Origin of the sequence: Flavobacterium sp. Leaf82 (assembly GCF_001422725.1) — a bacterium.
Lineage (GTDB): Bacteria > Bacteroidota > Bacteroidia > Flavobacteriales > Flavobacteriaceae > Flavobacterium.
In genome coordinates this window covers 136,731-160,542 of sequence record NZ_LMMA01000037.1, presented here as the reverse complement: position 1 = coordinate 160,542, position 23,812 = coordinate 136,731, and the positions used below count along the sequence as shown (strand labels likewise).

Sequence of the window (23,812 nt, the reverse complement as noted above, 5' to 3'; positions counted from 1 at the left end):
AAATATAAAAATTAAGCTAATGATTCCTAAAATAATTCAGGGAGGAAATTTCTCAGATCATCGCGGAACTATTTCTTTTGTAAATGATTTTAGTTTTAATGATATCGAAAGGTTCTATATCATTAGTAATTCTGATGAAAATCCAATTCGTGCCTGGCAAGGGCATAAATTAGATGCTAAAAATTTTTATTGTTTAAGTGGATCTTTCAAAATTCATTTTGTCAAAATCGATAATTGGGAAAATCCTTCGAAAGACTTAACAATTGAAACTATAATTGTTTCTGCTAACGATAGTAAAATAGTTCATATCCCTTCAGGTTATGCGAATGCTATAGAATCTTTAGAAAGTGCTTCAAAACTAATTTCGTTTTCTACTTTACCATTATCAAACGTTAGTGATGACGATGTTCGCTTCGTATCAGATTATTGGAAAATTAATGGATAAAAAAAGAATTTATTTATCTCTTTCTCAACAAAGTGGTTTTGAACAGACTTATGTTCAGAAAGCTTTAGAAACAAATTGGATAACTTCTGGTGGACCAAATGTTGATCAATTTGAAAAGGAATTAGAGGACTATCTGGAAGAGAAATCATTTATTACTGCTTTAAATTCGGGAACATCAGCGATTCATCTGGCTTTAATTTTATTAGGAGTTAATACCGGAGATGAGGTTATTTGTCAAAGTATGACTTTTTCGGCTTCAGCTAATCCTATCTTATATCAGAGAGCGATTCCTGTTTTTGTTGATAGTGAATTGGAAACATGGAATATTTGTCCGGAAAATCTTGAAATTGCGATTAAAGACAGAATTAAAAAAGGCAAAAAACCTAAAGCAATAATTACAGTCCATTTGTACGGTAGTCCTTATAAGATTGATGAAATACATGCGGTCGCAGATAGATATGAAATTCCAATTATTGAAGATAGTGCCGAAGCTCTTGGAAGTTCATATAAAGGTAAAAAATGCGGAACTTTTGGAACATTGGGAATTCTTTCATTCAATGGAAATAAGATAATCACTACTTCTAGTGGAGGCGCATTGATTTCGAATTCTTTTGCTATCAAAGAAAAAACGATTTTTTATGCTAATCAGTCTAAAGATTATGCTGCTCATTATCAGCACAGTGAAATTGGATACAATTATAGAATGAGTAATATTTGTGCAGGAATAGGGCTAGGGCAATTTGAAATTTTAAATAAAAATGTAATTACAAGAAGAGAAAATCATTCTTTTTACAAAAAAGTGTTTCAAGAAATAGAAGCTGTAAAGCTTTTTGAAGTTATTAATGATGATTATTATTCAAATTACTGGCTAAATACTATTTTAATAGAACCTGATAAAGAAAAAGGTATAAACACAGAAAGTTTAAGAATAGCTTTTGAAAATCAAAATATTGAAACGCGTCCGTTATGGAAACCGATGCACATGCAGCCAATTTTTGAAAAATATCCTTATTATGGAAAGAAAATCGCTGAAGATTTATTTGAAAAAGGATTATGTTTGCCATCAGGTTCAAATCTAACAATTGAAGATAAAAATAGAATTAAAGAGGTAATTGAAACCTTTTTTGATTAATATAAAAAATAAAGAAGAATTATATTTTAATATGAAAATCGAAGAAACGTTTATAAAGGATTTAGTAGTTGTAGAGCCAACTGTTTTTGGCGATGAAAGAGGTTATTTTTTTGAGTCATATAGTAAAACTAAATTTGAAGATTTAGGAATTGATATAGATTTTGTGCAGGATAATCAATCCTTTTCTAAAAAAGGGACTTTGAGAGGTTTGCATTATCAAAATCCACCTTTTGCACAGACAAAATTAGTTCGTGTTTTAGAGGGTGAAATTATTGATGTAGCTGTCGATTTAAGAAAAGATTCGCCTACTTATGGAAAATCTTTTAGTATTTTATTATCAGCCGAAAATAAAAAGCAATTATTAGTTCCGCAAGGTTTCGCTCATGGGTTTTCAGTTATTAGTGAAACTGCATCTGTAATGTATAAGTGTGATCAGTTTTATAATAAAGCTGCTGAAGGAGGAATTAAGTTTGATGATCCTTCTCTAAATATTGATTGGGGATTGAATCTAGAAGAAGCGATCGTTTCTGATAAAGATCAGATTCTTCCTTTTATTGACAATTGTAATAGTTTATTTTAATGGAGAGAATTCTCGTAACAGGAGCAAATGGACAGTTGGGATCTGAGTTAGCTGTTTTAGCCTCAAATTATCCGGAATATGAATGGATTTTTGCTGATAGAACTACAATTACCTTAAATGATTTAGAGATTCTTAAAGGTCAATTAGAACATATCCAGCCAAATATAATTTTTAATTGCGGAGCCTACACAGCAGTTGATAAAGCGGAAACGGAAAAAGAACTCGCTTTTGCTGTAAATCATCTGGCAGTAGAATTAATCGCAAAATATTCTTTCAAGAATAATATACGCTTAATTCATATTTCTACAGATTATGTTTTTGATGGATCATCTTCAATTGCTTTAAATGAAGAGGAAGAAACGAATCCTATAAATATTTATGGAGCTAGTAAAAGAGCTGGTGAAATTGCTTGTTTAAAAGAAAATCCAAATTCAATTATTATAAGAACTTCTTGGGTTTATAGTAAATTTGGTAATAATTTCGTTAAAACCATGCAGCGATTAATGCAGGAAAAAGAAGCTATTAATGTGGTTAACGATCAAGTAGGTTCTCCTACATATGCTGCTGATTTAGCTCAGTCACTGATTACTATTATAAAATCACCTAATTGGATTCCAGGTATTTATAATTACTCAAATGAAGGTGAAATAAGTTGGTACGAATTTGCGTTGAGTATAAAAGAATTTGGAGGATATAATTGCAATGTTGGTGGAATACCTTCAGCTTCGTATCCAACTCCAGCAAAACGTCCGGAGTTTTCATTATTAGATAAAAATAAAATAAAAACGATTTATAATTTAGATATACCAAATTATAAAGAGAGCTTAAAAAAGATGTTTATATAAAATAAAGATGATTTAAAGATTTTCTATTTCAGCTTATGGAATTTAAAATCTAAAGTCTAAAATCAAGATTTATGAAAGGAATTATTTTAGCCGGAGGATCTGGCACTCGTTTACATCCTTTAACTCTTGCCATGAGCAAGCAAATGATGCCAGTTTACGACAAACCAATGATTTATTATCCGTTATCAACTTTGATGATGTCTGGTATAAGCGAAATATTAATTATATCTACACCACATGACCTGCCAAATTTTAAAAAACTATTAGGAGATGGTTCTGCTTTAGGTTGCAAGTTCAGTTATGCAGAACAAGCAATTCCTAATGGGTTAGCACAGGCATTCGTAATTGGCGAAGAATTTATTGGTAATGATGACGTAGCTTTAATATTAGGAGATAATATATTTTTTGGGTCTAATATGCAAGAGCTTTTAAAATCAAATACAAAACCAAACGGTGGAGTAGTTTTTGCGTATCATGTTTCAGATCCTGAGCGATATGGAGTGGTTGAATTTGATGAAAATTATAAAGCAATTTCTATCGAAGAAAAACCTACTGAACCTAAATCAAGTTATGCGGTTCCAGGTTTATATTTCTATGATAATTCTGTTGTTGAAATTGCTAAAAATATTAAACCAAGTGCTCGTGGTGAATATGAGATTACTGATGTTAACAAAGTCTATCTTGAAAAAGAGTCTTTAAAAGTTGGGATATTGAGCAGAGGCACAGCCTGGCTTGATACAGGAACTTTTAATAGTTTGATGCAAGCAGGACAATTTGTTCAGGTTCTTGAAGAAAGACAAGGTTTAAAAGTAGGTTGTATCGAGGAAGTTGCCTGGAGACAAGGATTTATAAATGACTCCCAGCTTGAAGAACTTGCCTTACCTTTGGTTAAATCTGGATATGGTACTTATTTGATAGAATTTTTAAAGCAAAAGAAAAAAGGTGTTAAAATCTAATTTACAGTAATAAATAATTTTTTAAAACCTTTAATTTGTACTTTTGTAAGTAATGTGAAGTTTACAAAATCAAACAAAACCAAATTGAATACAGATAAACAAACTAAAATAGCCTCTTTGTTGCATAATTTCTTCTCCCCAAGAAATCTAAGAAGCAGTATTAATAATCTTAGCTATTTGCCTAGATGGATCATTATTGCAATAGATGTAATGGTTCTGGTTTTTTCATTTACTTTTACTTACATGCTGTTTGAAGGCACAGCATTAGGTTATATAATTACCTCGCATCAGTTTTATTTTGTCTCAAGTTTAATTACAATCAATGTATTTTTCTTTTGGCTTTTTAGAACTTATTCAGGAATCATCCGTCACTCTTCATATATTGATGCTATAAAACTGCTGTTTTCCCAAATGTCGGTTTTAGTGTTTTTCTTATTTTTCAATTTAGTTTTTGAATTATACACAGGACATAAAGCATTTTTAAACACGGCACTTTTTATCAATTTAGTCTTGTCATTTTGTGGTTTGTTTTTATATCGTGTGATAGTGAAACAAACTTTTGAATTGTATTTTTCAGAAAAAACCAATTCTAAATTAATTAGAACAGTAATTTATGGAACTGATGCTAATGCTATTTCGGTAGCTAATGCATTAAAATTTGAGACTCCATCCAGATTTAAAATTGTTGGATTTGTAGATAAAAATAATCAGAATGCATCTAAACGAATGTTAGATTTGCCTATTTTGATTTTAAGAAAAAAATTACCTGCTCTAATGCGTTCTGTCGCTGCAGAAGGTGTAATTATTGCGGATAAAAGTTTATCTAAAGAAGAACAACTAATTATAGTTGACCAATGTTTAGAATTCAATTACAGAGTATATACTGTACCATTGATTTCAGACTGGGAAAACCAAAAAGAGATATCTCAAAAAGTTAAGAATATTCAGATTGAAGATTTATTAGAAAGAAAACCTATAGTTCTGGACAGTAAATCAATTTCAAAACAATTAAAAGATAAAACGATTCTTATTACCGGGGCAGCAGGATCTATTGGTAGTGAGATAGTAAGACAAGTATTAGGCTTTAATCCTAAAATGGTCATTATTTTAGATCATGCCGAAACACCACTTCATAATCTGTGTTTAGAAACATTAACTTTAGATTCTGAAACAAAAATTGTAGCTGTAATTGCAGACGTAAGAAGTAAAAAAGCATTAGATAAAGTTTTTAAAAATTATAGTCCTCATGTTGTTTTTCATGCGGCAGCTTACAAGCATGTTCCTTTGATGGAAGAAAATCCTTCTCAGGCTATTCAGACAAATATTAAAGGAACTAAAAACCTCGCCGATTTATCTTGCAAGTACCATGTCAAAAAATTTGTTATGGTATCAACAGATAAAGCTGTTAACCCAAGTAATGTTATGGGAGCCAGCAAAAGAATAGCTGAGAAATATGTTCAATCCTTATTTTTAAAAAATCAGAGAGAAAATATTGATGGCGCAACTAAATTCATTACAACCCGATTTGGAAATGTTTTGGGCTCAAACGGATCAGTAGTTCCTTTATTTACCAAACAAATCGCAGAAGGCGGACCAGTTACCATAACACATCAGGATATTATTCGTTATTTTATGACTATTCCTGAAGCTTGTCAATTGGTTTTAGAAGCTGGTGCTATGGGTAATGGTGGTGAGATTTATATTTTTGATATGGGTAAACCAGTAAAAATAATAGATCTGGCAAAAAAAATGATCAAGCTTGCAGGTTTCATTCCTGATAAAGAAATCAAGATTAAAATTGTTGGTTTAAGACCTGGAGAAAAATTATATGAAGAATTATTAAATGATACTTCTAAAACGTTACCAACATATCATAATAAAATCATGATTGCTCAGGAGATACAAGATGAATATGAAAATTTACATATTGAAATCGATGAGTTAATAGGAATCGCTGATTTTTATGATAATGATGATATCGTAACTAAAATGAAAAAAATTGTACCGGAATTCAAAAGTATGAATTCGGCTTTTGAAGTTTTGGACAAGTAGTTTCATACAATATAAATTGAATTTTATTCTAATAATAATAAAGGTGTTTTTTTTTTAAAACGCCTTTTTGCTTTCTGGATAACTTACAAAAGAATAAAAATCTTGTTAATTATTTAAAAAATGCAAGAATAGTAAAACTTATCTTTTACAAGTAATATCATTACAATCTAATTGTAATTACACATAAAATGAACGACAACAATACCCCCAATGATTGGTTGTTTGAAATAACACCTAAAAATAAATTCTTCTCATTAAACCTAAAAGAAGTCTGGCAATATAGAGATCTACTATTTCTATTTGTAAAGCGAGATGTCATCACAGTTTACAAACAAACTGTTTTAGGGCCGCTTTGGTACTTAATTCAGCCATTATTTACTTCAGTAACATTTACCATAATATTTAATAACGTTGCAGGTATTGATACCGGAACAGTTCCTCCATTTTTATTTAATTTGGCAGGAATAACAGTCTGGAGTTATTTTACCGCATGCTTAAGCGGAACATCAGATACCTTTAAGGCGAATGCAGCAATCTTTGGTAAAGTATATTTTCCCAGAATTATTACGCCATTATCAGTTGTAATATCGAATTTAATAAAATTCGGAATTCAATTTTTAATTTTTATAGCCTTTTATATTTTCTATTATTTTAGCGGAAGTAAACTTACCATTAATATTTCCTTACTCTTTTTCCCCGTTTTAATTGCCTTTATGGGAATTTTAGGGTTAGGATTAGGTATGCTTATTTCTTCGTTAGTAACCAAATATCGTGATTTTACTTACTTGGTTAGTTTTGGGATACAGTTATTAATGTATTTATCTGCGGTAATGTATCCAATGGAATTAATTAAGAAAAAATTACCGGAGTTTGGTTGGCTTGTAGAATATAATCCGCTTGCATACATTATTGAAACTGCTCGCTATATGTTACTTGATATTGGAGAAATTTCATTTTTAGGATTAATATATACCTTGAGCATAACGATAGCAGTATTTTTTATAGGTGTTTTATTTTTTAATAAAACAGAAAAGAGTTTTATAGACACGGTTTAGAAAGAAACAGGTAACAGTTAAAAAAAATAACTTAATAATTACATTGATAATTGGAAAAGGATATCATATTAAAAGCCGAAAATATCTCTAAACAATATCGTTTAGGTCAAGTAGGAACTGGGACTCTAAGCCATGATTTAAATCGCTGGTGGCATCAATTGCTAGGTAAAGAGAATCCTTATTTAAAGATAGGTGAAACAAATGATCGTTCTACAAAAGGAGATTCAGATTATGTTTGGGCATTACAAGATATAAATTTCGAAGTACAAAGAGGAGAAGTTCTGGGGATTATTGGTAAAAATGGAGCTGGAAAATCGACTCTATTAAAAATCCTTTCAAAAGTAACAGCTCCAACCACAGGAAGCATAAAATCTCGTGGTCGTATTGCTTCACTTCTTGAAGTTGGTACAGGTTTTAATGGTGAAATGACCGGAAGGGAAAATATTTTCCTGAACGGAGCAATTCTTGGAATGACTAAAAAAGAAATTGCCTCAAAACTCAATGAAATTATAGAATTTTCTGGTTGTGAACGATATATTGATACTCCTGTAAAAAGATATAGTTCAGGAATGACGGTTCGATTAGCTTTTGCGGTAGCCGCTTTTTTAGAACCAGAAATTTTAGTTATTGATGAGGTTCTTGCAGTTGGAGATGCAGAATTTCAGAAAAAAGCTATCGGAAAAATGCAGGATATTTCTCGAGAAGGAGGCAGGACTGTTTTGTTTGTGAGCCATAATATGGCAGCTGTCAAAAGTTTATGTACACGAGGATTGGTGTTGGTTAATGGTAAAGTTGCGATGGAAGGAAATGTAGATAATGCTGTAAGTTATTATTTAAGTAGTGATTTTGAATCTATGAATAAAAAGGTTTTTTCTTCTGAATATGATAAAAAAGAGTTTAGACTTCATGAAATTAGTTTGAATGGAGATGGAAAATCATCTGACGAGCCATTGGATGAATATCAGAAAATTGAAATTAATACTTTACTTACTGTAAAAGATGGTTCAAAAAAATTACACCTGACATTTGTTTTAAACAATGATACTGGTGAGCCACTTTTTACATTCTCTCATTCAAATAGTAATTTAAAATTAAAAGAAGGTTTAAATAGGGTTCAATGCTCTTTTCCTGAAGGGTTTTTAAATGTAGGAACTTACTATTTAAGTATTTATGTAATTGAAGATGCTAAATCTACGCTTTTTGTTGAAAATGATGTGATGTCATTTATTGTTCAGGAAGGAGAGCGACCTATAGGTTCGTGGATGGGCAAAGAACCAGGATTTATAAAACCGAAATTTGAGTGGTCAATTAAAGATAATTAAAAATAAAAATGAGAAAGAAGATTAAAAAAGTATCAAAAGTATTGCTAAAAAACTTAGGTTACACTTTGAATAAGGTAAGTACCGTAAACACAGTTGATACAAATACAAAGGATTTTTTATTATCGAATTTTTATAATACTTTAAAAAAAATAAACTTTGAACCTAAGCATATTGTTGATGTTGGAGCTAATCATGGTACATGGTCTCGCGAGGCTCTTCAATATTTCCCTGATGCATATTATACTTTGCTCGAACCTCAGGAATGGCTAAAAGAATCATTTAAGGATATTTTAGAAAAAAATCCTAAAGTACAATTTCATTCGGTTGGTGCTGGTGAAAAAAAAGGGTCTTTTCTTTTTACTATTGTAGATAGAGATGATAGTTGTTCTTTTAGATACACAAAAGAAGAAGCATTAGAGGCAGGATTTAAGCAAATCGAGATTCCGGTTGTGACCTTAAATGATTTACTTTTTGAAAGTGAAATTCCTGTACCGGATATTATAAAAATTGATGCCGAGGGTTTAGATATTGAAGTTCTAAAAGGAGCCAGTAATTTTTTTGGAAAGACAGAAATATTTATGGTTGAAGCAGGAGTTGTAAATAAAGCATTTCATAATAGTTTTTTGGAATTAATTAACTTTATGGATGATAAAGGATATAGGCTTTTTGAAATAACTGACTTAAATAGACCTTTTGAATTAAAAATTTTATGGCTTGTTGAATTGGTATTTATCAAAAAAGGAGGATTTATTGATTCTCAAAAAATTATATAGTTATAATTTAAAGAACAAGATTTTTGAATTTAAAATCATATCAATAACAGTAATTTATTATAATAATTGACATAAAAGTTTTTAAAAGAAAATAAATTAATGAATGACAAGAAAATAATGGTATCTGTTGTGATGACTACTTATAGACATGAATTGTATATAAGAGAAGCTATCGAAAGTATTTTAATGCAGCAAACCAATTTCGAGTTTGAATTTATTATTGCAGATGATTGCTCCCCTGATAATACCCTTGAAATAATTGAATCAATTATAGATAAACATCCCAAGAGTTATAGAATTAAATATTTTAGACAAGAGCAAAATCTTGGTATGCAGAAAAATGGAATTTTTGCTTTTGAGAAATGTTCCGGTAAATATACTGCATTTTGTGAAGGCGACGATTATTGGACAGATCCTTTAAAATTACAAAAGCAAGTTGATTTTTTAGAAGAAAATCCAGATTATGTAATCTGTTATCATAAAGTAAAAGTATTGCAAAATGGTGTTTTAAAAGAAGATAGTATTACTCAGAAAGCTGCAGAAACAACAACAATAAAAGATCTTGCAAAAGGAAACTATATTCATACCTGTAGTGTTGTTTTTAGGAATAATTTATTTGATAATTTACCGGCGTATTTTTATAAATCTCCTGTTGGCGACTATTTTTTGCACTTGCTAAATGCCCGTTATGGAAAAATCAAATTTCATGATGAAAGCATGGGTGTTTACAGATTACATGAAAATTCAGTTTGGTCATCAAAAACGCAAGCTAAGAGAGAACAAATTTGGATAGGATTTTTAAAAAAAATACGAAAAAACTTTGACAAAGAAGTTCAGGAAATATTGAATGATCAATTGAAACAATATATTGATTTACGAAATCAACGAAGATTAGCGTCTCTCAAAAAAAATATTAAACGTTTTCTGTTTTTTAAAAGAAATAAATAAAGTGCTGACTAACTTACCTTTAATTTCAGTAATTGTCCCAAATTACAACCATGAAAATTATCTAAAACAACGTTTAGATTCAATTTTTAGTCAGACATACCAGAACTTTGAGGTCATTTTATTAGATGATAATAGTACGGATAACAGCAAGCAAATTTTATCTGAATATGCGAAAAATCCAAAAGTCAGCCATTGTGTTTTTAATGAAATAAATTCAGGAAATACCTTTACACAGTGGCAAAAAGGAATTAGTCTGGCGCAGGGAAATTATATATGGATAGCAGAATCTGACGATTTTTGTGAAACTAATTTTCTGGAAAAAGTCAGTAAGCCTTTATTAGAAAACAATCAGGTTGTTTTATCTTACTGTCAATCTAATCGTGTTGATGAATACGGTTCAGTAATTGGAAACTGGAAAGAGCATACAAATGTTCTGGATGTAAAAAAATTTGAGACAGATTTTATGGTAGATGGTAATTTATTTATAGAAAAATATCTTATATATATTAATGCTATTCCAAATGCCAGCGCTGTATTGCTAAGGAAAGAGAATCTGAAAATAACTGATGATTTAGTTTCAAATATTCACCTTAAGTCTTGCGGAGATTGGGTATTGTATTTTCAGCAAATTAGCAATCATAAAATTGCATTTATATCTGATTCACTTAATAGTTTTAGATTTCACGCTAATAGCGTTATTGCAACTGCAGTGAAAGTAGAAAATAGAATTTCGATTATCGAAATTAATTTGCAAATGAGAAAAGTAATGCTTTCAGTTTTGCAAAAAAAAATGCCAGTAAATTATAATGAGATTATTTCAAATAATAAAAAAACAACAAAATCTTTAAAATATGAAAAAGGTATGATTCTATTTCATAATGATAAAAGATGGAAAGGTGTATTTGTTTTGTTAGGCGTGTTTGATGAATTTCTAAGGAGATACAAATTAAAGAAAAAGATAGTCTTAAAATTAAAGAAGATAATTTCATGATTTCGATTATAATTTGTTCCCGACAAACTAATATTTCAAATTCTCTAAAAGATAATATTGCAGCAACAATTGGGTGCGAATATGAATTAATAGTAATAGATAACTCAGAAAATAAATTTTCAATTTTCGAAGCATATAATGCAGGTATAATCAAAAGCAAAGGAGAAATACTTTGTTTTATACATGATGATATTAATATAATTACTCAAAATTGGGGAGAAATTTTACATACAATTTTCAAGGACGATCAAAAAATAGGGTTAATAGGTCTTGCCGGAGCGAAAAGTAAAACAAAAATGCCATCGGCCTGGTGGGATTGTCCCAATGAAGACTTGCACTTAAATATTGTTCAGCATCTTAAAAATAAAGGGAAAGAACATTGGTTAGAAGGATTTAAAAATAATTCAATCGAAGAGGTTATAGCTATTGATGGTGTGTTTATGGCAGCTCGAAAAACAGGTACAATTTTTTTTAATGAAAAAATGACCGGTTTTCATAATTATGATTTGAATTTTTCATTTGAGTATCTTAAAAAAGGGTACAGAATTATTGCTACAAAAGATATTTTATTAGAGCACTTCTCCAGAGGAACAATAAATAAAGATTGGTGTCAATCTGCAATAGCATTTTATAAATTATATAAAAAAATGTTACCGTTATCATTATCAGAAAATAGCAACTTAAAGCAACAAGAGATTAAAAACGGAAAGGTCTTTGTTAGTAAGTTAAATGAAGTTGGTTTAAAAAAACAAGCTTTTTATTTTTGGTTAAAAATAGTTCGCTTAAAACCTGTAAGTACATTTCATTTTGAATTTTTGAAAGAGCTTTTAAAATAAACATTTCATTTTCCATAATTATTTAAATTCAATAAAATATTCAAATGAATAAAATGGAGCAAATAGCCCCTTTAGTTTCAATAATAATTCCTTCTTTTAATAGAGAAAATTTAATAAAAGATACTTTAGAATCAGTATTGTTGCAAAGCTATTCTCATTGGGAATGTATTATTGTAGATGATGGATCAACAGATAATTCAGTTGCCGTTATTAGGGAATTTATAAAAAATGATAATCGTTTTTCATTGTATGCTTTAGAGCATAAAGGCGTAAGTTATGCCCGCAATCATGCATTAAGCAAAATCTCAGGTGAATTTATACAGTTTGTGGACTCAGATGATTTATTGCATGAAAATAAATTAAAAGATTCATTGGCGGCTTTAACAACAAATGAATTAGAGCATAAAATTGTAATCTCAAATTTTAAGATGTTTAGAGATATACAAAATTTAGAACCTCCTTTTTGCAAGCTGACTCCGGCAGAATTTACTTTTGAAAAAGTACTTTATGATTGGGATTTTCAATTTAATATACCAATCCATTGCGGTTTTTTTCATAAAAGTAATTTCCATAATTTTCAATTTCAGTCTGAATTAGGCGCAAAAGAAGACTGGATTATGTGGTTAAGGATTTTTAAAAATAATCCCGAAGTTATTTTCGTCGATCAGCCATTAGCGTATTACAGATATCATGATAAAAATATGACTAAAGATTTTGCGCATATGAAAAGCAATTTCTTCTATTCATTTCCAATTTTGAAAACGATGTTATCTGAAAATGAATTTGAAGCTTTTTTAATTTTTTTAATAGAAAAGTATCAGCAACAGTCAAGAGAAAGTGGCATTCAATTGAAGAAATATAAAAACTCAGGAGCCTATAAAGTAGGGAACAAAATAAAAAAAATACTTTCAAAACTACATCTACTCGGATTCGCCAAATGGATATTGGCTAAAGTGAAAAAATGATAAAAGAGCAATTTCAAATTGTAGACAAAAGCTTTTGAATTAAAGGCATAATTAATTAAAATAAATGAAAATTCTATTTATATCAATGCCTTCTATTCATGTAATAAGATGGATAGAAAATTTAAAAGATACTGATTACGAATTGTATTGGTTTGATATTTTAGACAGAGGGAAAATAGATACGTTAGATTCTGTTTATCAATTTACAAACTGGAAAAAAAGAAAGAAAAAGAATGTAAAAGGAGAATACTTTCTGAGTAAAAAAATACCTTCCTTATATAATAGAATCCTTCCATTTCTAGAAGTAACAATAAATGAAGCATTACAAAAAATAATCTTAGAAATTCAACCTGATATTATTCATAGTTTTGAAATGCAAAGCTGTTCTTACCCAATTTTAAGAACAATTAAAAAGTTTCCAAATATAAAATGGATTTATTCTTGTTGGGGAAGTGATTTATATTATTATCAAAATTTTAAAGATCATGCCTTACAAATTAAAGCAGTATTAAAAAGAGTAGATGTTTTGCTTACAGATTGTGAACGTGATTATGTCATAGCGCAGGAATTAGGTTTTAAAAATCATTTTTTCGGGATCATTCCCGGTGGCGCCGGATTTAAAATAAATGAATTAGAACCTTATAAATTACCTATTAGCGAAAGAAAGCTAATTTTGGTAAAAGGATATGAACATAATTTTGGAAGAGCTTTGAATATTATAAAAGCTTTAAAGGATTTACAGTCGATAATATCCGGTTATGAAATAATAGTTTTTGGGGCACATGAAACTGTAAAAAAATATATTCAGGATAATAAACTTAATTTTAAAGTATACGATAGACATGAATTATCTCATTTGGATATATTAGAACTTATGGGTAAATCATTACTTTACATTGGCAATAGTACATCAGATGGCATGCCAAATACTTTGCTGGAAGCAATTGTTATGGGAGCATTTCCCATGCAATCAAATCCGGGCGGAGTAACGGCAGAAATTATAAAAAATAAATTAAATGGTTTGCTAATTGAAAATCCTGAAGATATAAACGAATTAAAAAATTTAATTACTTACTTTTTGGATAATAAAAACATAAGTGTACAGGCACAAGAACTTAATTTTAATCTGTCACAAGATAAATTTGATTATGTAAAAAACAAAAAAGCAGTTATCGATACCTACTTAAAAGTTATGAATTTATGATTGCTATCATTATACCATATTATAAGCTTGAGTTTTTTGAAGCAACTTTAGAATCCTTAAAAAATCAAACAGATAAGAGATTTAAAGTCTACATAGGCAACGATTCAAGTCCTGAAGATCCAAAACCTTTGCTGAATAAGTTTAAGGATGCTTTTGAGTATGATTATCATTTTTTCGGTTCAAATTTGGGAGGAACATCTTTAGTCAAACAATGGCAAAGATGTATTGCCCTTACACAAACTGAAGAATGGATTATGATTCTGGGAGACGATGATGTATTGAGCAACAATGTTATTGAATTATTTTATAAGAATCACGAAGAAATTAAAAATCAAAATATAAATGTTGTTCGTTTTTCTACCAAAGTTATAGACGAAAAAGGCGAAGTTTTTTCAGATAAGTTTGTGCATCCGGTTTTAGAAAATGGACAGGATTTCTTAGCCAGAAAATTTTCAAAAAAAACCAGAAGTTCGTTAAGCGAATACTTATTTAGAAAAAAGATTGTTGAGCAAGAAACATTTAAAGATTTACCTCTTGCCTGGCATTCTGATGATTTGGCCGTGTTAGAATTTTCTTTGCCCAATTTTATCTACTCCATAAATGATGCTTCTCTTTTTATCAGAGTTTCGAATTTAAGTATTACCGGAGATTCGAGTAGTAATAATCGTAAAAACCAGGCTACATTCGAGTTTGTCCACATACTTTTTACAGAACATGAATCACTTTTTACAAAACCTCAAAAAAAAGTAATTTTAAATAAGCTAGAAGTTGCTTTTTTAAATATTCCGACTTTTCAAAATTATAAAACCGTACTTAATTATCATTTTAGACAAATAAGTCTGGGATCAGCAATAAATTTTCAGTTGCGATTAATAAAATATCGTATAATTTTGATTTTAAAAAAACTCAAAATATTTAAAATTGTCTATGCACTTTATGCTAAAATACTAAATAAATGAAAAACTTTTTTTTAGTTATTCCAACCAGAGATCGAGTAGCGTATTTGTCTAATTTGTTATTAGATTTAAATGCTTTCTCAAATTATATTTCGCAAGTTATTATTGTTGATCAAAGTCAGGCTGATATAGAATCAGATATTAATAAATTGCCACTGAACTTTAGTTTTACGTTTGTTAAAAACGAAAGAGAAAAATCTGTAAATCATTCCAGAAATCAGGCTTTAAAACATTATAAAAATGAAGAATGGCTATTTTTTCTTGACGATGACTTAAGAATTTCAAATGTAGCATTCCAGCAAATTATAGAAATTTTAAAACCCAATATCATCGATGTTTTAATTCCGGGAATTCAGTTTGAGAAAATGGAAACTGCAGAATTTAAATATCAGACCATTTTAGATACAATCGCAAAACCACACAATTTTTCGAAACCAAGATTTAGATTACAAGTTTGTTCCGGTTTAAATATTGTTAAGAAAGACGTTTTTAAAGATGCGGGCTTTTTGTTTGATGAAAATTTCACGACTTGGGGCGATGATTGGGATTACGGAATGCGCTTGCTTCAGGCTGGAGCAAATATTTATTATCAGCCTAAAATTCTGGTTGAACATCTGGAAGTTTCGGTTGGCGGACAAAGAGATAAGGGAAAATCAATTAATATTGAATTAGAAAAGCAAAAGCTATATTTCTACTTTTACAGGAAACATTTTTCTAATACCGTTTTAAAACAGCAATTCTATTTAGGAATAATCGAAGGAATAAAAATAGCACTTCGAACTGGAAAATTTTCAAAACTGAAGAATTGTATTAAAGCATACAGACTAATGAAATTAATGAAATAATAAAAACATTTTAATTTCATAAATAAAATGAAAATAGCAATTACAGGAGAAAAAGGATTTATAGGAATACATCTGACACAATATTTTAGAAATATTCTTAAATATGAAGTGATAGAACTTGGAAGAGATTATTTAGAACAGCTTTCAAAAGTAAAAGAGCTGGATTGGCTTATTCATGGAGCTTTTATTCAAAGACATAAAGATCCTGAAAAACTAATAACTCTGAACAAAAACCTAACAGATGATACTATAAAGTGTTTAACAGATAATGGTATTAAATGTAATGTAGCTTTTTTATCCTCATTTCAGGAAGATTTAGAGAATCCATACGGACAAGCTAAAAAAGAAGCTAAAACAGCGTTCAGTCAATATTGTTCATCAATAAATAAAGAGTTTATATCCTTTAAGCTTCCTAACACTTTTGGGATGTATGCAGTGCCCAATAAAACATCTTTTGTCGCAACATTCTGCTATAACCTGCATCATGAATTGCAAATAGATTTTAATAAAAATAAAGTAAAATTAACCAGTATTAATGATGTAATACCTATTATTGCTAAATTAAAACCAAGCGAAATTTTGTATAATGAAACGTCAGTTGATGAGGTTTACAGACTTTTGAAATATTTCCATGAAATTAACCTAAGCCATAAATTTCCAGAATTGAAGACAAAATTTGAATTAGATTTGTATCAAACTTACTTGAGTTACAACAATTATAAAATATGAGATTATTTATTACAGGCGGGGCCGGTTATCTGGGAAGAGAAATAGTTAAAAGTTTTTATGACAAAGCCGAAATAACCATTTACAGCAGAGATGAGGCTAAGCATTATTACTTAAAAAAACAATTTCCAAAAATTAACTGTGTAATTGGAGACGTCTCAGATTTTAAGTTAATGAATAAAGCAGCTAAAAATCATGATCATGGTATTTTTGCAGCATCTTTGAAACAAATTGAAGCAGTTGATCAGAATGTCGAAGTTGCTTTGAGGACTATTGTAAACGGAGCAATTAATTCTCGTAATGTAGCCGAAGAAAATGATTTTAAAGCAGCATGTTTTATATCATCTGATAAAAGCAGGGCGGCGACAACATTGTATGGAGCCATGAAATTTATAGGCGGAGAATCTTTTATTGTAGATGCCGAAAAATCGAATGTTAATCTTACTACAGCCATTTATGGTAATGTATTAAATTCAACCGGAAGTATAATTCCGTTGATATTAGATTCTATTAAAAATAAATACGAGCTAAAGTTATACTCGCCGGAAATGACAAGATTTATGATCGATGTAGAAGAAGCTGTTGGGCTAATTCACAATTCATTTCAGTTTACAGGTTTTAATATTATTCCAAACATTCCTAGTTTTAGCGTTTTAGATCTTTTTGAAATTTATAAAGAAGAATTTGGATTGAAATTTACATTGGGAGTACCAAGAATTTCAGAAAAAATACATGAAATTATGATTGCTAAAGAAGAAACTCCAAGAACTTATTTAGATGAAAAACTAAATTTATATATGATGCATTATAAAAATATTTATGATAATTCGAATGTAAATTTCGATGAATTTTCAAGCGACAATGTTGTAGTTTCTAAAGAAGAACTATATAAAAAATTAAAAGAGAATAATTTTTTTAATGTTTAAATACATTCTGAGAAGTTTTAAAATTAGCATTTTATGAGAATAGGTAGTAATCCTAATAAAGAGATTAATCAAGAACAATCTTTCTACATACATCAAATAATAGTTCCGGTATATATTCCTAATGAAGAAGGATATTTTTTAGATGCACTTAAAATATTAAAAATATGTCTGAATTCTTTATTCAATACCATTCACGACAGAACTTTTGTTACGATTGTCAATAATGGAAGTTGTAGTAATGTTGTAAAATATCTCAACGAACTTCTGGAAGAAAATAAAATAAAAGAGTTAATTCATACTGATAATATTGGTAAAATTAATGCCGTTTTCAAAGGATTATCCGGAAATAATATAGAATTGGTAACCATAACAGATGCAGATGTTATGTTCCTTTCAAACTGGCAAACCGAAACACTAAAAGTTTTTTCTCAAATCCCAAAAGCTGGTGTAGTAGGAATCGTTCCGCAGTTTAAAATGTATAAAAGATATTGCGGCAACGTTATTTTTGACAATCTTTTTAATAAGAATTTAAAATTTCTTCCTGTAAAAAATCAAGAAGCCATGATTCATTTTTATGACAGCATTGGTTGGGACAGAAATTACAATCAGGATTATTTAAAATTTGGATTAGGTCTTACCCAAGGAGATGTACAATGTTTTGTAGGTTCAGGACATTTTGTGGCAACCTACAAAAAAGATGTTTTTGAAGAGTTGCTTTCTTTTATTGGAGGCAAAAAAGCAGCTGGAATTGGAGAAGATTATATTGATAATAAACCTTTGAAAAAAGGATATTGGAGACTTACAACTTATGATAATTACGCATTTCATATGGGTAATATTTATGAAGATTGGATGGAAAATATCCCAAAAAAAACAACATCAGAAAATTATTCAAACCTAAACTTATTCAAACGTAAAAAAATAGGCGGTGTCAATTATTTCATAAAGAATAAACTTTTCACCAGAATAATTGCTGTAGATTGGATCTTAAGAATTTTCTTGAAGTGGAAAAAATTACCAAAACAAATGGTAGAAAAATATTAAATGGGCCTAAATCAAACCACTTTTTCAATACTTATAGCTACAAAAAATCGCAAAGATGATTTGGCAGTTACTCTTAATAAAATCAATTATTTACTAGAAGCAGACGACGTAGAATGTGTTATTATTGACGACGGATCTACTGATGGAACTTTCGAAAAAGTAAAAGCAGATTTTCCGGGAGTTAAAATTTATCGCAATGAGATCTCAAAGGGATATCTCTATTGTCGAAATAAAATGCTCAATGAAACCAAAGCCGAATTTGCAATTTCATTAGATGATGATGCACATTTTGTTACTGAAAATCCCTTGCAGCTTATTCAAAATCATTTTGTTGAAAACAAAAATTGTGGTCTAATAGCCTTAAGGATTTTTTGGGGACTGGAAGAGCCTATAGAAATCAATTCTACAGAAAAAGCACAAAGAGTGAAGGGATTTGTAGGCTGCGGACATGTTTGGAGAATAAGTGCCTGGAAAGATACGCCTGATTATCCGGAATGGTTTGAGTTTTATGGCGAAGAAGATTTTTCTTCCATGCAATTATTCAAAAAAAATTGGGAAGTTCATTATTTTCCTGCAGTTTTAGTAAATCACAGAGTTAGTATAAAATCCAGAAAAAAAAATGCAGATTATAGTATCCGTTTACAAAGATCTTTAAGATCAGGCTGGTTTTTATATTTTTTGTTTTTACCGGTAAAGCTAATCCCAAAAAAAATGGCTTATTCTATTTGGATGCAGCTAAAACTGAAAGTATTTAAAGGTGATCTTAGAGCTTTGAAAGCTTTAATTCTTGCAGGTTTTGACTTCATTACCTGTATTCCAAAAATTATAAAAAATAAAAACAGATTTTCAGATCATGAATTTTCTGAGTTTCAAAAACTTGAAGACACTAAAATTTATTGGCAACCAAAAGATAATATCATTTCTTAATTTTTTTTAAATGAAAAATATTGCAATAATTCCTGCTAGAGGTGGCTCTAAAAGATTACCTGAAAAAAATATAAAATTACTTGACGGCTTACCATTGCTGTCATTTAGTATTTTATATGCACAGGCAAACAGCAAAATTATTGATGAAGTGTATGTGTCTACAGATGATGAAAACATAAAAAAAATCGCACTTGAATATGGCGCAAAAGTCATTGACAGACCAGAGAGTATTTCTGGTGATTTTGAGCCAACGGTTTCAGCATTAAAACATGTTTTGCAAAGTATTGATTCTGATGTAGAAAATGTTTTTTTGCTTCAGGCCACAAATCCCATCAGACCAGAGAATCTTTTGAAAGATACGTTTGAGATCTATCAAAAAGAAAATTGCACTAGTTTGTTTACCGTTTCACGGAATCATAAAAAATTCGGAAAAATAATAGATCAAAAATTTATTCCTTACAACTACAAAATTGGTCAAAGAAGTCAGGATCTTGATCCGCTTTATTTCGAGAACGGATTACTTTATATTACAAAAGCAGCCTTAATTCTTGAAAATATAATTATTTCTGAAGATGCATTTCCTTATGAAATAGATCATATTTTTGCCAATGTAGATATTGATACCCAAGAAGACTTTGATTATGCCAAATATTTATACCATAAACATATAAAACCTTAATTTACAACCTACTTTATGAATCCATATATAGAAATAGCAGGAAGAAAAATTGGACAAGATTTTCCACCTTTAGTGATTGCCGAAATCGGAATTAATCATGAAGGTTCCTTACAAGTTGCCAAAGAAATGGTCGATGCTGCACATAGAGCAGGAGCTGAGGTTGTAAAACATCAAACTCATATTGTAGAAGATGAAATGAGCGGTGCTGCAAAAAAAGTTATTCCAGGTAATGCTGATGTTTCTATTTATGAAATTATGGAGCGTTGTTCCTTAAATGAAGATCAGGAACTGGAACTTAAAAACTATGTCGAAAGTAAAGGCATGATTTTTATTTCAACACCATTTTCAAGAGCAGCCGCAGAACGTTTAAAAAAGTTCGACATTCCGGCTTATAAAATAGGTTCCGGAGAATGTAATAATTACCCATTATTAGAACATATTGCTTCGTTTGGCAAACCCGTAATTTTAAGTACAGGAATGAATACTATCGAAAGTGTTCAAAAAGCCGTTGCAGTTTTTGACAAACATAATATTCCCGTAGCACTTTTGCACACCACAAATTTATATCCTACCCCAATTCATTTAGTTCGCTATGGTGCGATGGTCGAATTGCACGAAGCATTTCCCGGAAAAGTTTTTGGTTTAAGCGACCATACCTTAAATAATAACGCCTGTCTTGGTGCAGTAGCATTGGGAGCTAGTATTTTAGAAAGACATTTTACAGATCATATGCAACGTACCGGACCGGATATTGTTTGTAGTATGGATGAAAAAGCATGTCAGGAATTAATAGTTTCCTCTGCAGAGATAGCTCTAATGCGAGGCGGAACTAAAAAACCAGCTCTTGAAGAACAAGTAACAATAGATTTTGCTTTTGCTACAGTTTGTGCCATTGCCCCAATAAAAAAAGGAGAAGTTTTATCTAAAGAAAATATTTGGGTAAAACGTCCGGGAACCGGAAAAATTCTGGCAGAACATTTTAATGATTTAATAGGCAAAGCAGCTACAAGAGATATTCAAAATGATGAGCAATTAGATTTTTCTGATTTTGAATAAAAATATTTAAATGAAAAAAATCCTCTTTCTTACCGGTACCCGTGCTGATTTTGGCAAAATAAAATCATTGATTCAAACGCTTGAAAAACAAGATAATTTTGAAGTATTTGTTTTTGTCACCGGTATGCATTTACAAGAAGTTTATGGTTATACATTGATAGAAATTGAACGTTGCAATTTTAAAAATGTTTTTACATTCGAAAATCATACACATGAAACTACAATGGATTTAACATTGGCAAAAACAATCGAAGGATTGTCAAGCTATTGCAAAACCATAAATCCGGATATGATAGTGGTTCATGGTGACCGCGTAGAAACACTTGCAGGAGCAATTGTTGGTTCGCTCAATAATATTTTGGTAGCACACATAGAAGGAGGCGAAATTTCAGGAACAGTTGATGAGTTAATTCGTCATAGCGTGAGTAAATTAAGCCATATTCATTTTGTTTCAAACAATCAGGCAGCGAAACGACTGAGTCAGATGGGAGAAATAAAAGAATCTATTTTTACAATTGGTTCCCCGGATATTGACATTATGTTTTCAGATCAGTTGCCGGACTTAAATACAGTCAAAGATTACTATAAAATTTTGTTTGATGATTTTGCAATCGTGATGTTTCATCCCGTTACGACTGAGTTTTCGATAATGAAACAATATGCAGAAGCATTTGTCGAATCCTTATTAAACGACAATCACAACTATGTGGTAATATTTCCTAATAATGATTTAGGAAGCCAATTTATTCTTGACGCTTACCAAAAATTAAAAGACAACCCAAGATTCAGGGTTTTCCCGTCACTGCGATTTGAATATTTTCTTACTTTATTAAAAAACAGTCAATTTATAATAGGAAATAGCAGCGCAGGAATTAGAGAAGCGCCTTATTACGGAATCCCTATTATAAATATAGGAACAAGACAGCAAAATAGAGCCATACATGCTGATATTATCAACACAGATTATTCTGTATCTGGTATAAAAAAAGCATTGTCAATCATAGATTCGCATAAAGTTCAGGGATCAATTGATGATTTTGGAGAAGGAAATAGTAACGAATTATTTCTTCAGTCTCTTCAAAAATCAGATATTTGGCATCTCAATCACCAAAAACAATTTAGAGACAGTTGATGCTTACTAAAAAGATTTTTATTTTACTGCCTGACGGAGTAGGACTGCGCAATTTTGCTTTTTCAAATTTTTTCAAATTCGGATTACAGCAAAATTTTCAAATAACATATTGGAATAATACTCCTTTTGATTTAACAACTTTAGGTTTTAATGAAGTAAAAATCAAAAATGCAAAAGCTAATCTCTTAACAGATAGCTATAAAAATGCGCGAAAACATATTGAGCTTAATTTAAATATTCAAATCGAGAAAGATCAGGTTTATGATACCTATCGCTTTCCTTTTTCATATAAAAAATTAAAACCAGCCGTAAAAAATTTAATATCCCAGTTTTTAATTGCAACCCATTCTTCTAATAAAGGGTTGAATAAAATTCGGGAAAAAATTAAAAAGCTGGAAAAAAATACGGATTATTATAAGCAATGTTTAGAGACACTTGGGGCAGAAAAACCTGATTTTGTTTTTTGTACAAACCAACGTCCGGTTTTGGCAATTGCACCATTATTAGCAGCACAAGAACTTGGAATTCCAACAGCAACATTTATTTTTTCGTGGGATAATTTGCCCAAAGCGACAATGGTAGTCGAGACAGATTTTTATTTTGTCTGGAGCGAACACATGAAAAAAGAACTTTTGCATTATTATCCTGATATCAAAGAAAATCAAATTTTTGTAACAGGAACACCACAATTCGAAAGCCATTTTGATCTCAATTCTACAGTAACAAAGAAGGAATTTTTTGAAAAATATAACCTTGATTTAAATAAAAAATATGTGTGTTATTCAGGAGATGATTTTACAACCTGTCCTGATGATCCGCAATATTTATCTGATGTTGCAGATGCAGTTCGCAAATTAAATAATCAGGGAAACTCATTAGGAATTATTTTTAGACGTTGTCCTGTAGATTTTTCAAACAGATATGATTCAGTTCTTGAGAAAAACAAAGATATAATAACGCCAATCGCTCCTTTATGGGAGAAAGTTGGAGAAGACTGGAATACGATTTTACCAACAAAAGAAGATCTCGAATTGCAAATTAATACCATCAAATATACTGAGATGGTGTTGAATTTAGGATCATCAATGGTATTTGATTATGTTGCACACAAAAAACCGTGTGCTTTTATCAATTATGATGTAGCCCATAAAGTCGATAAAGACTGGTCTGTTTCTAAAATTTATCAATATGTTCATTTTAGGTCCATGCCAAATAAAAATGCAGTTTTATGGCTCAACTCACCTGAAGATATAAAAGAAAAAATCAAACTTGGTTTAGAACACCCAAATGAAACAATAGAAAATGCTCAAAAATGGTTTGAGATTATAAGTGGTCCTTCGCCAGAAAGTGTTTCGAACAGAATTTGGAAAGCTGTAGACAAAATACTAAGCTAATTTTTGAATTTATTTTCCATTAA

Annotated in this window: 24 protein-coding genes; all 24 read left to right on the top strand. The window is 30.1% G+C overall.

The window, feature by feature from the left end:
* The first annotated feature begins 19 nt into the window (after positions 1 to 19).
* The 24 genes from ASF10_RS23780 (at position 20) to ASF10_RS23665 (ending at position 23,789) form a co-directional block, all read left to right on the top strand.
* Positions 20 to 445, top strand: a complete 426-nt coding sequence (locus ASF10_RS23780) for a WxcM-like domain-containing protein (RefSeq protein ID WP_056255208.1) — start codon at positions 20 to 22, stop codon at positions 443 to 445.
* A complete protein-coding gene (locus ASF10_RS23775) occupies positions 438 to 1,577 on the top strand; it encodes a DegT/DnrJ/EryC1/StrS family aminotransferase (RefSeq protein WP_056255268.1) in 1,140 nt (379 codons plus the stop codon). The genes ASF10_RS23780 and ASF10_RS23775 overlap by 8 nt, the downstream gene beginning before the upstream one ends.
* A gap of 31 nt (positions 1,578 to 1,608) precedes the next feature.
* Positions 1,609 to 2,157: a dTDP-4-dehydrorhamnose 3,5-epimerase gene (gene rfbC / locus ASF10_RS23770; RefSeq protein WP_056255266.1), complete on the top strand. Its 549-nt coding sequence runs from the start codon at positions 1,609 to 1,611 to the stop codon at positions 2,155 to 2,157.
* Positions 2,157 to 3,002: a dTDP-4-dehydrorhamnose reductase gene (gene rfbD / locus ASF10_RS23765; RefSeq protein WP_056255205.1), complete on the top strand. Its 846-nt coding sequence runs from the start codon at positions 2,157 to 2,159 to the stop codon at positions 3,000 to 3,002. The genes rfbC and rfbD overlap by 1 nt, the downstream gene beginning before the upstream one ends.
* A gap of 71 nt (positions 3,003 to 3,073) precedes the next feature.
* The gene (rfbA, locus tag ASF10_RS23760) at positions 3,074 to 3,958 is read left to right on the top strand and encodes a glucose-1-phosphate thymidylyltransferase RfbA (protein ID WP_056255203.1); all 885 of its coding nucleotides are present in this window, start codon (positions 3,074 to 3,076) and stop codon (positions 3,956 to 3,958) included.
* Between the two features lie 84 nt (positions 3,959 to 4,042).
* Positions 4,043 to 6,010 carry a polysaccharide biosynthesis protein gene (locus ASF10_RS23755; RefSeq protein ID WP_056255263.1) on the top strand — a complete coding sequence of 656 codons (1,968 nt, stop codon included), beginning with the start codon at positions 4,043 to 4,045 and terminating at the stop codon, positions 6,008 to 6,010.
* Positions 6,011 to 6,198: 188 nt separating this feature from the next.
* Positions 6,199 to 7,065, top strand: coding sequence for an ABC transporter permease (locus ASF10_RS23750; RefSeq protein WP_056255200.1), 867 nt, complete (start codon positions 6,199 to 6,201; stop codon positions 7,063 to 7,065).
* Between the two features lie 50 nt (positions 7,066 to 7,115).
* Positions 7,116 to 8,387: a polysaccharide ABC transporter ATP-binding protein gene (locus tag ASF10_RS23745; RefSeq protein ID WP_056255197.1), complete on the top strand. Its 1,272-nt coding sequence runs from the start codon at positions 7,116 to 7,118 to the stop codon at positions 8,385 to 8,387.
* 8 nt (positions 8,388 to 8,395) lie between these two features.
* Positions 8,396 to 9,160: an FkbM family methyltransferase gene (locus ASF10_RS23740; RefSeq protein WP_056255195.1), complete on the top strand. Its 765-nt coding sequence runs from the start codon at positions 8,396 to 8,398 to the stop codon at positions 9,158 to 9,160.
* 99 nt (positions 9,161 to 9,259) lie between these two features.
* Positions 9,260 to 10,108: a glycosyltransferase gene (locus tag ASF10_RS23735; protein WP_082472503.1), complete on the top strand. Its 849-nt coding sequence runs from the start codon at positions 9,260 to 9,262 to the stop codon at positions 10,106 to 10,108.
* A gap of 1 nt (position 10,109) precedes the next feature.
* Complete coding sequence (locus tag ASF10_RS23730; protein ID WP_056255189.1) at positions 10,110 to 11,099, top strand: glycosyltransferase family A protein; 990 nt, start codon at positions 10,110 to 10,112, stop codon at positions 11,097 to 11,099.
* Positions 11,096 to 11,935 carry a glycosyltransferase gene (locus ASF10_RS23725; RefSeq protein WP_056255187.1) on the top strand — a complete coding sequence of 280 codons (840 nt, stop codon included), beginning with the start codon at positions 11,096 to 11,098 and terminating at the stop codon, positions 11,933 to 11,935. The genes ASF10_RS23730 and ASF10_RS23725 overlap by 4 nt, the downstream gene beginning before the upstream one ends.
* 53 nt (positions 11,936 to 11,988) lie before the next feature.
* Positions 11,989 to 12,900, top strand: a complete 912-nt coding sequence (locus ASF10_RS23720) for a glycosyltransferase family 2 protein (RefSeq protein WP_157849082.1) — start codon at positions 11,989 to 11,991, stop codon at positions 12,898 to 12,900.
* A gap of 64 nt (positions 12,901 to 12,964) precedes the next feature.
* Positions 12,965 to 14,104 carry a glycosyltransferase gene (locus ASF10_RS23715; protein WP_056255182.1) on the top strand — a complete coding sequence of 380 codons (1,140 nt, stop codon included), beginning with the start codon at positions 12,965 to 12,967 and terminating at the stop codon, positions 14,102 to 14,104.
* Positions 14,101 to 15,063 (top strand): glycosyltransferase family 2 protein, encoded by a 963-nt coding sequence (locus ASF10_RS23710; protein ID WP_056255178.1) that lies wholly within the window; start codon positions 14,101 to 14,103, stop codon positions 15,061 to 15,063. Before ASF10_RS23715 ends, ASF10_RS23710 begins: the two co-directional genes overlap by 4 nt.
* Entirely contained in the window at positions 15,060 to 15,905 is an 846-nt protein-coding gene (locus ASF10_RS23705; RefSeq protein ID WP_056255175.1) for a glycosyltransferase family 2 protein, read from the top strand. Before ASF10_RS23710 ends, ASF10_RS23705 begins: the two co-directional genes overlap by 4 nt.
* 27 nt (positions 15,906 to 15,932) lie before the next feature.
* Positions 15,933 to 16,634: an NAD-dependent epimerase/dehydratase family protein gene (locus ASF10_RS23700; protein ID WP_056255173.1), complete on the top strand. Its 702-nt coding sequence runs from the start codon at positions 15,933 to 15,935 to the stop codon at positions 16,632 to 16,634.
* The gene (locus ASF10_RS23695; RefSeq protein ID WP_056255170.1) at positions 16,631 to 17,557 is read left to right on the top strand and encodes a polysaccharide biosynthesis protein; all 927 of its coding nucleotides are present in this window, start codon (positions 16,631 to 16,633) and stop codon (positions 17,555 to 17,557) included. The genes ASF10_RS23700 and ASF10_RS23695 overlap by 4 nt, the downstream gene beginning before the upstream one ends.
* A 33-nt stretch (positions 17,558 to 17,590) precedes the next feature.
* Positions 17,591 to 18,601, top strand: coding sequence for a glycosyltransferase (locus tag ASF10_RS23690; protein WP_056255168.1), 1,011 nt, complete (start codon positions 17,591 to 17,593; stop codon positions 18,599 to 18,601).
* On the top strand, positions 18,602 to 19,528 hold the full coding sequence (locus ASF10_RS23685) for a glycosyltransferase family 2 protein (RefSeq protein ID WP_056255165.1): 927 nt from the start codon (positions 18,602 to 18,604) through the stop codon (positions 19,526 to 19,528). It begins immediately after the preceding gene.
* A gap of 10 nt (positions 19,529 to 19,538) precedes the next feature.
* On the top strand, positions 19,539 to 20,207 hold the full coding sequence (locus ASF10_RS23680; RefSeq protein WP_056255163.1) for a cytidylyltransferase domain-containing protein: 669 nt from the start codon (positions 19,539 to 19,541) through the stop codon (positions 20,205 to 20,207).
* A gap of 15 nt (positions 20,208 to 20,222) precedes the next feature.
* Positions 20,223 to 21,263, top strand: a complete 1,041-nt coding sequence (gene neuB / locus ASF10_RS23675; RefSeq protein WP_056255160.1) for an N-acetylneuraminate synthase — start codon at positions 20,223 to 20,225, stop codon at positions 21,261 to 21,263.
* Between the two features lie 10 nt (positions 21,264 to 21,273).
* Complete coding sequence (gene neuC, locus ASF10_RS23670) at positions 21,274 to 22,395, top strand: UDP-N-acetylglucosamine 2-epimerase (protein WP_056255157.1); 1,122 nt, start codon at positions 21,274 to 21,276, stop codon at positions 22,393 to 22,395.
* Positions 22,395 to 23,789 (top strand): hypothetical protein, encoded by a 1,395-nt coding sequence (locus ASF10_RS23665; protein WP_056255154.1) that lies wholly within the window; start codon positions 22,395 to 22,397, stop codon positions 23,787 to 23,789. The genes neuC and ASF10_RS23665 overlap by 1 nt, the downstream gene beginning before the upstream one ends.
* Positions 23,790 to 23,812 lie beyond the last annotated feature (23 nt).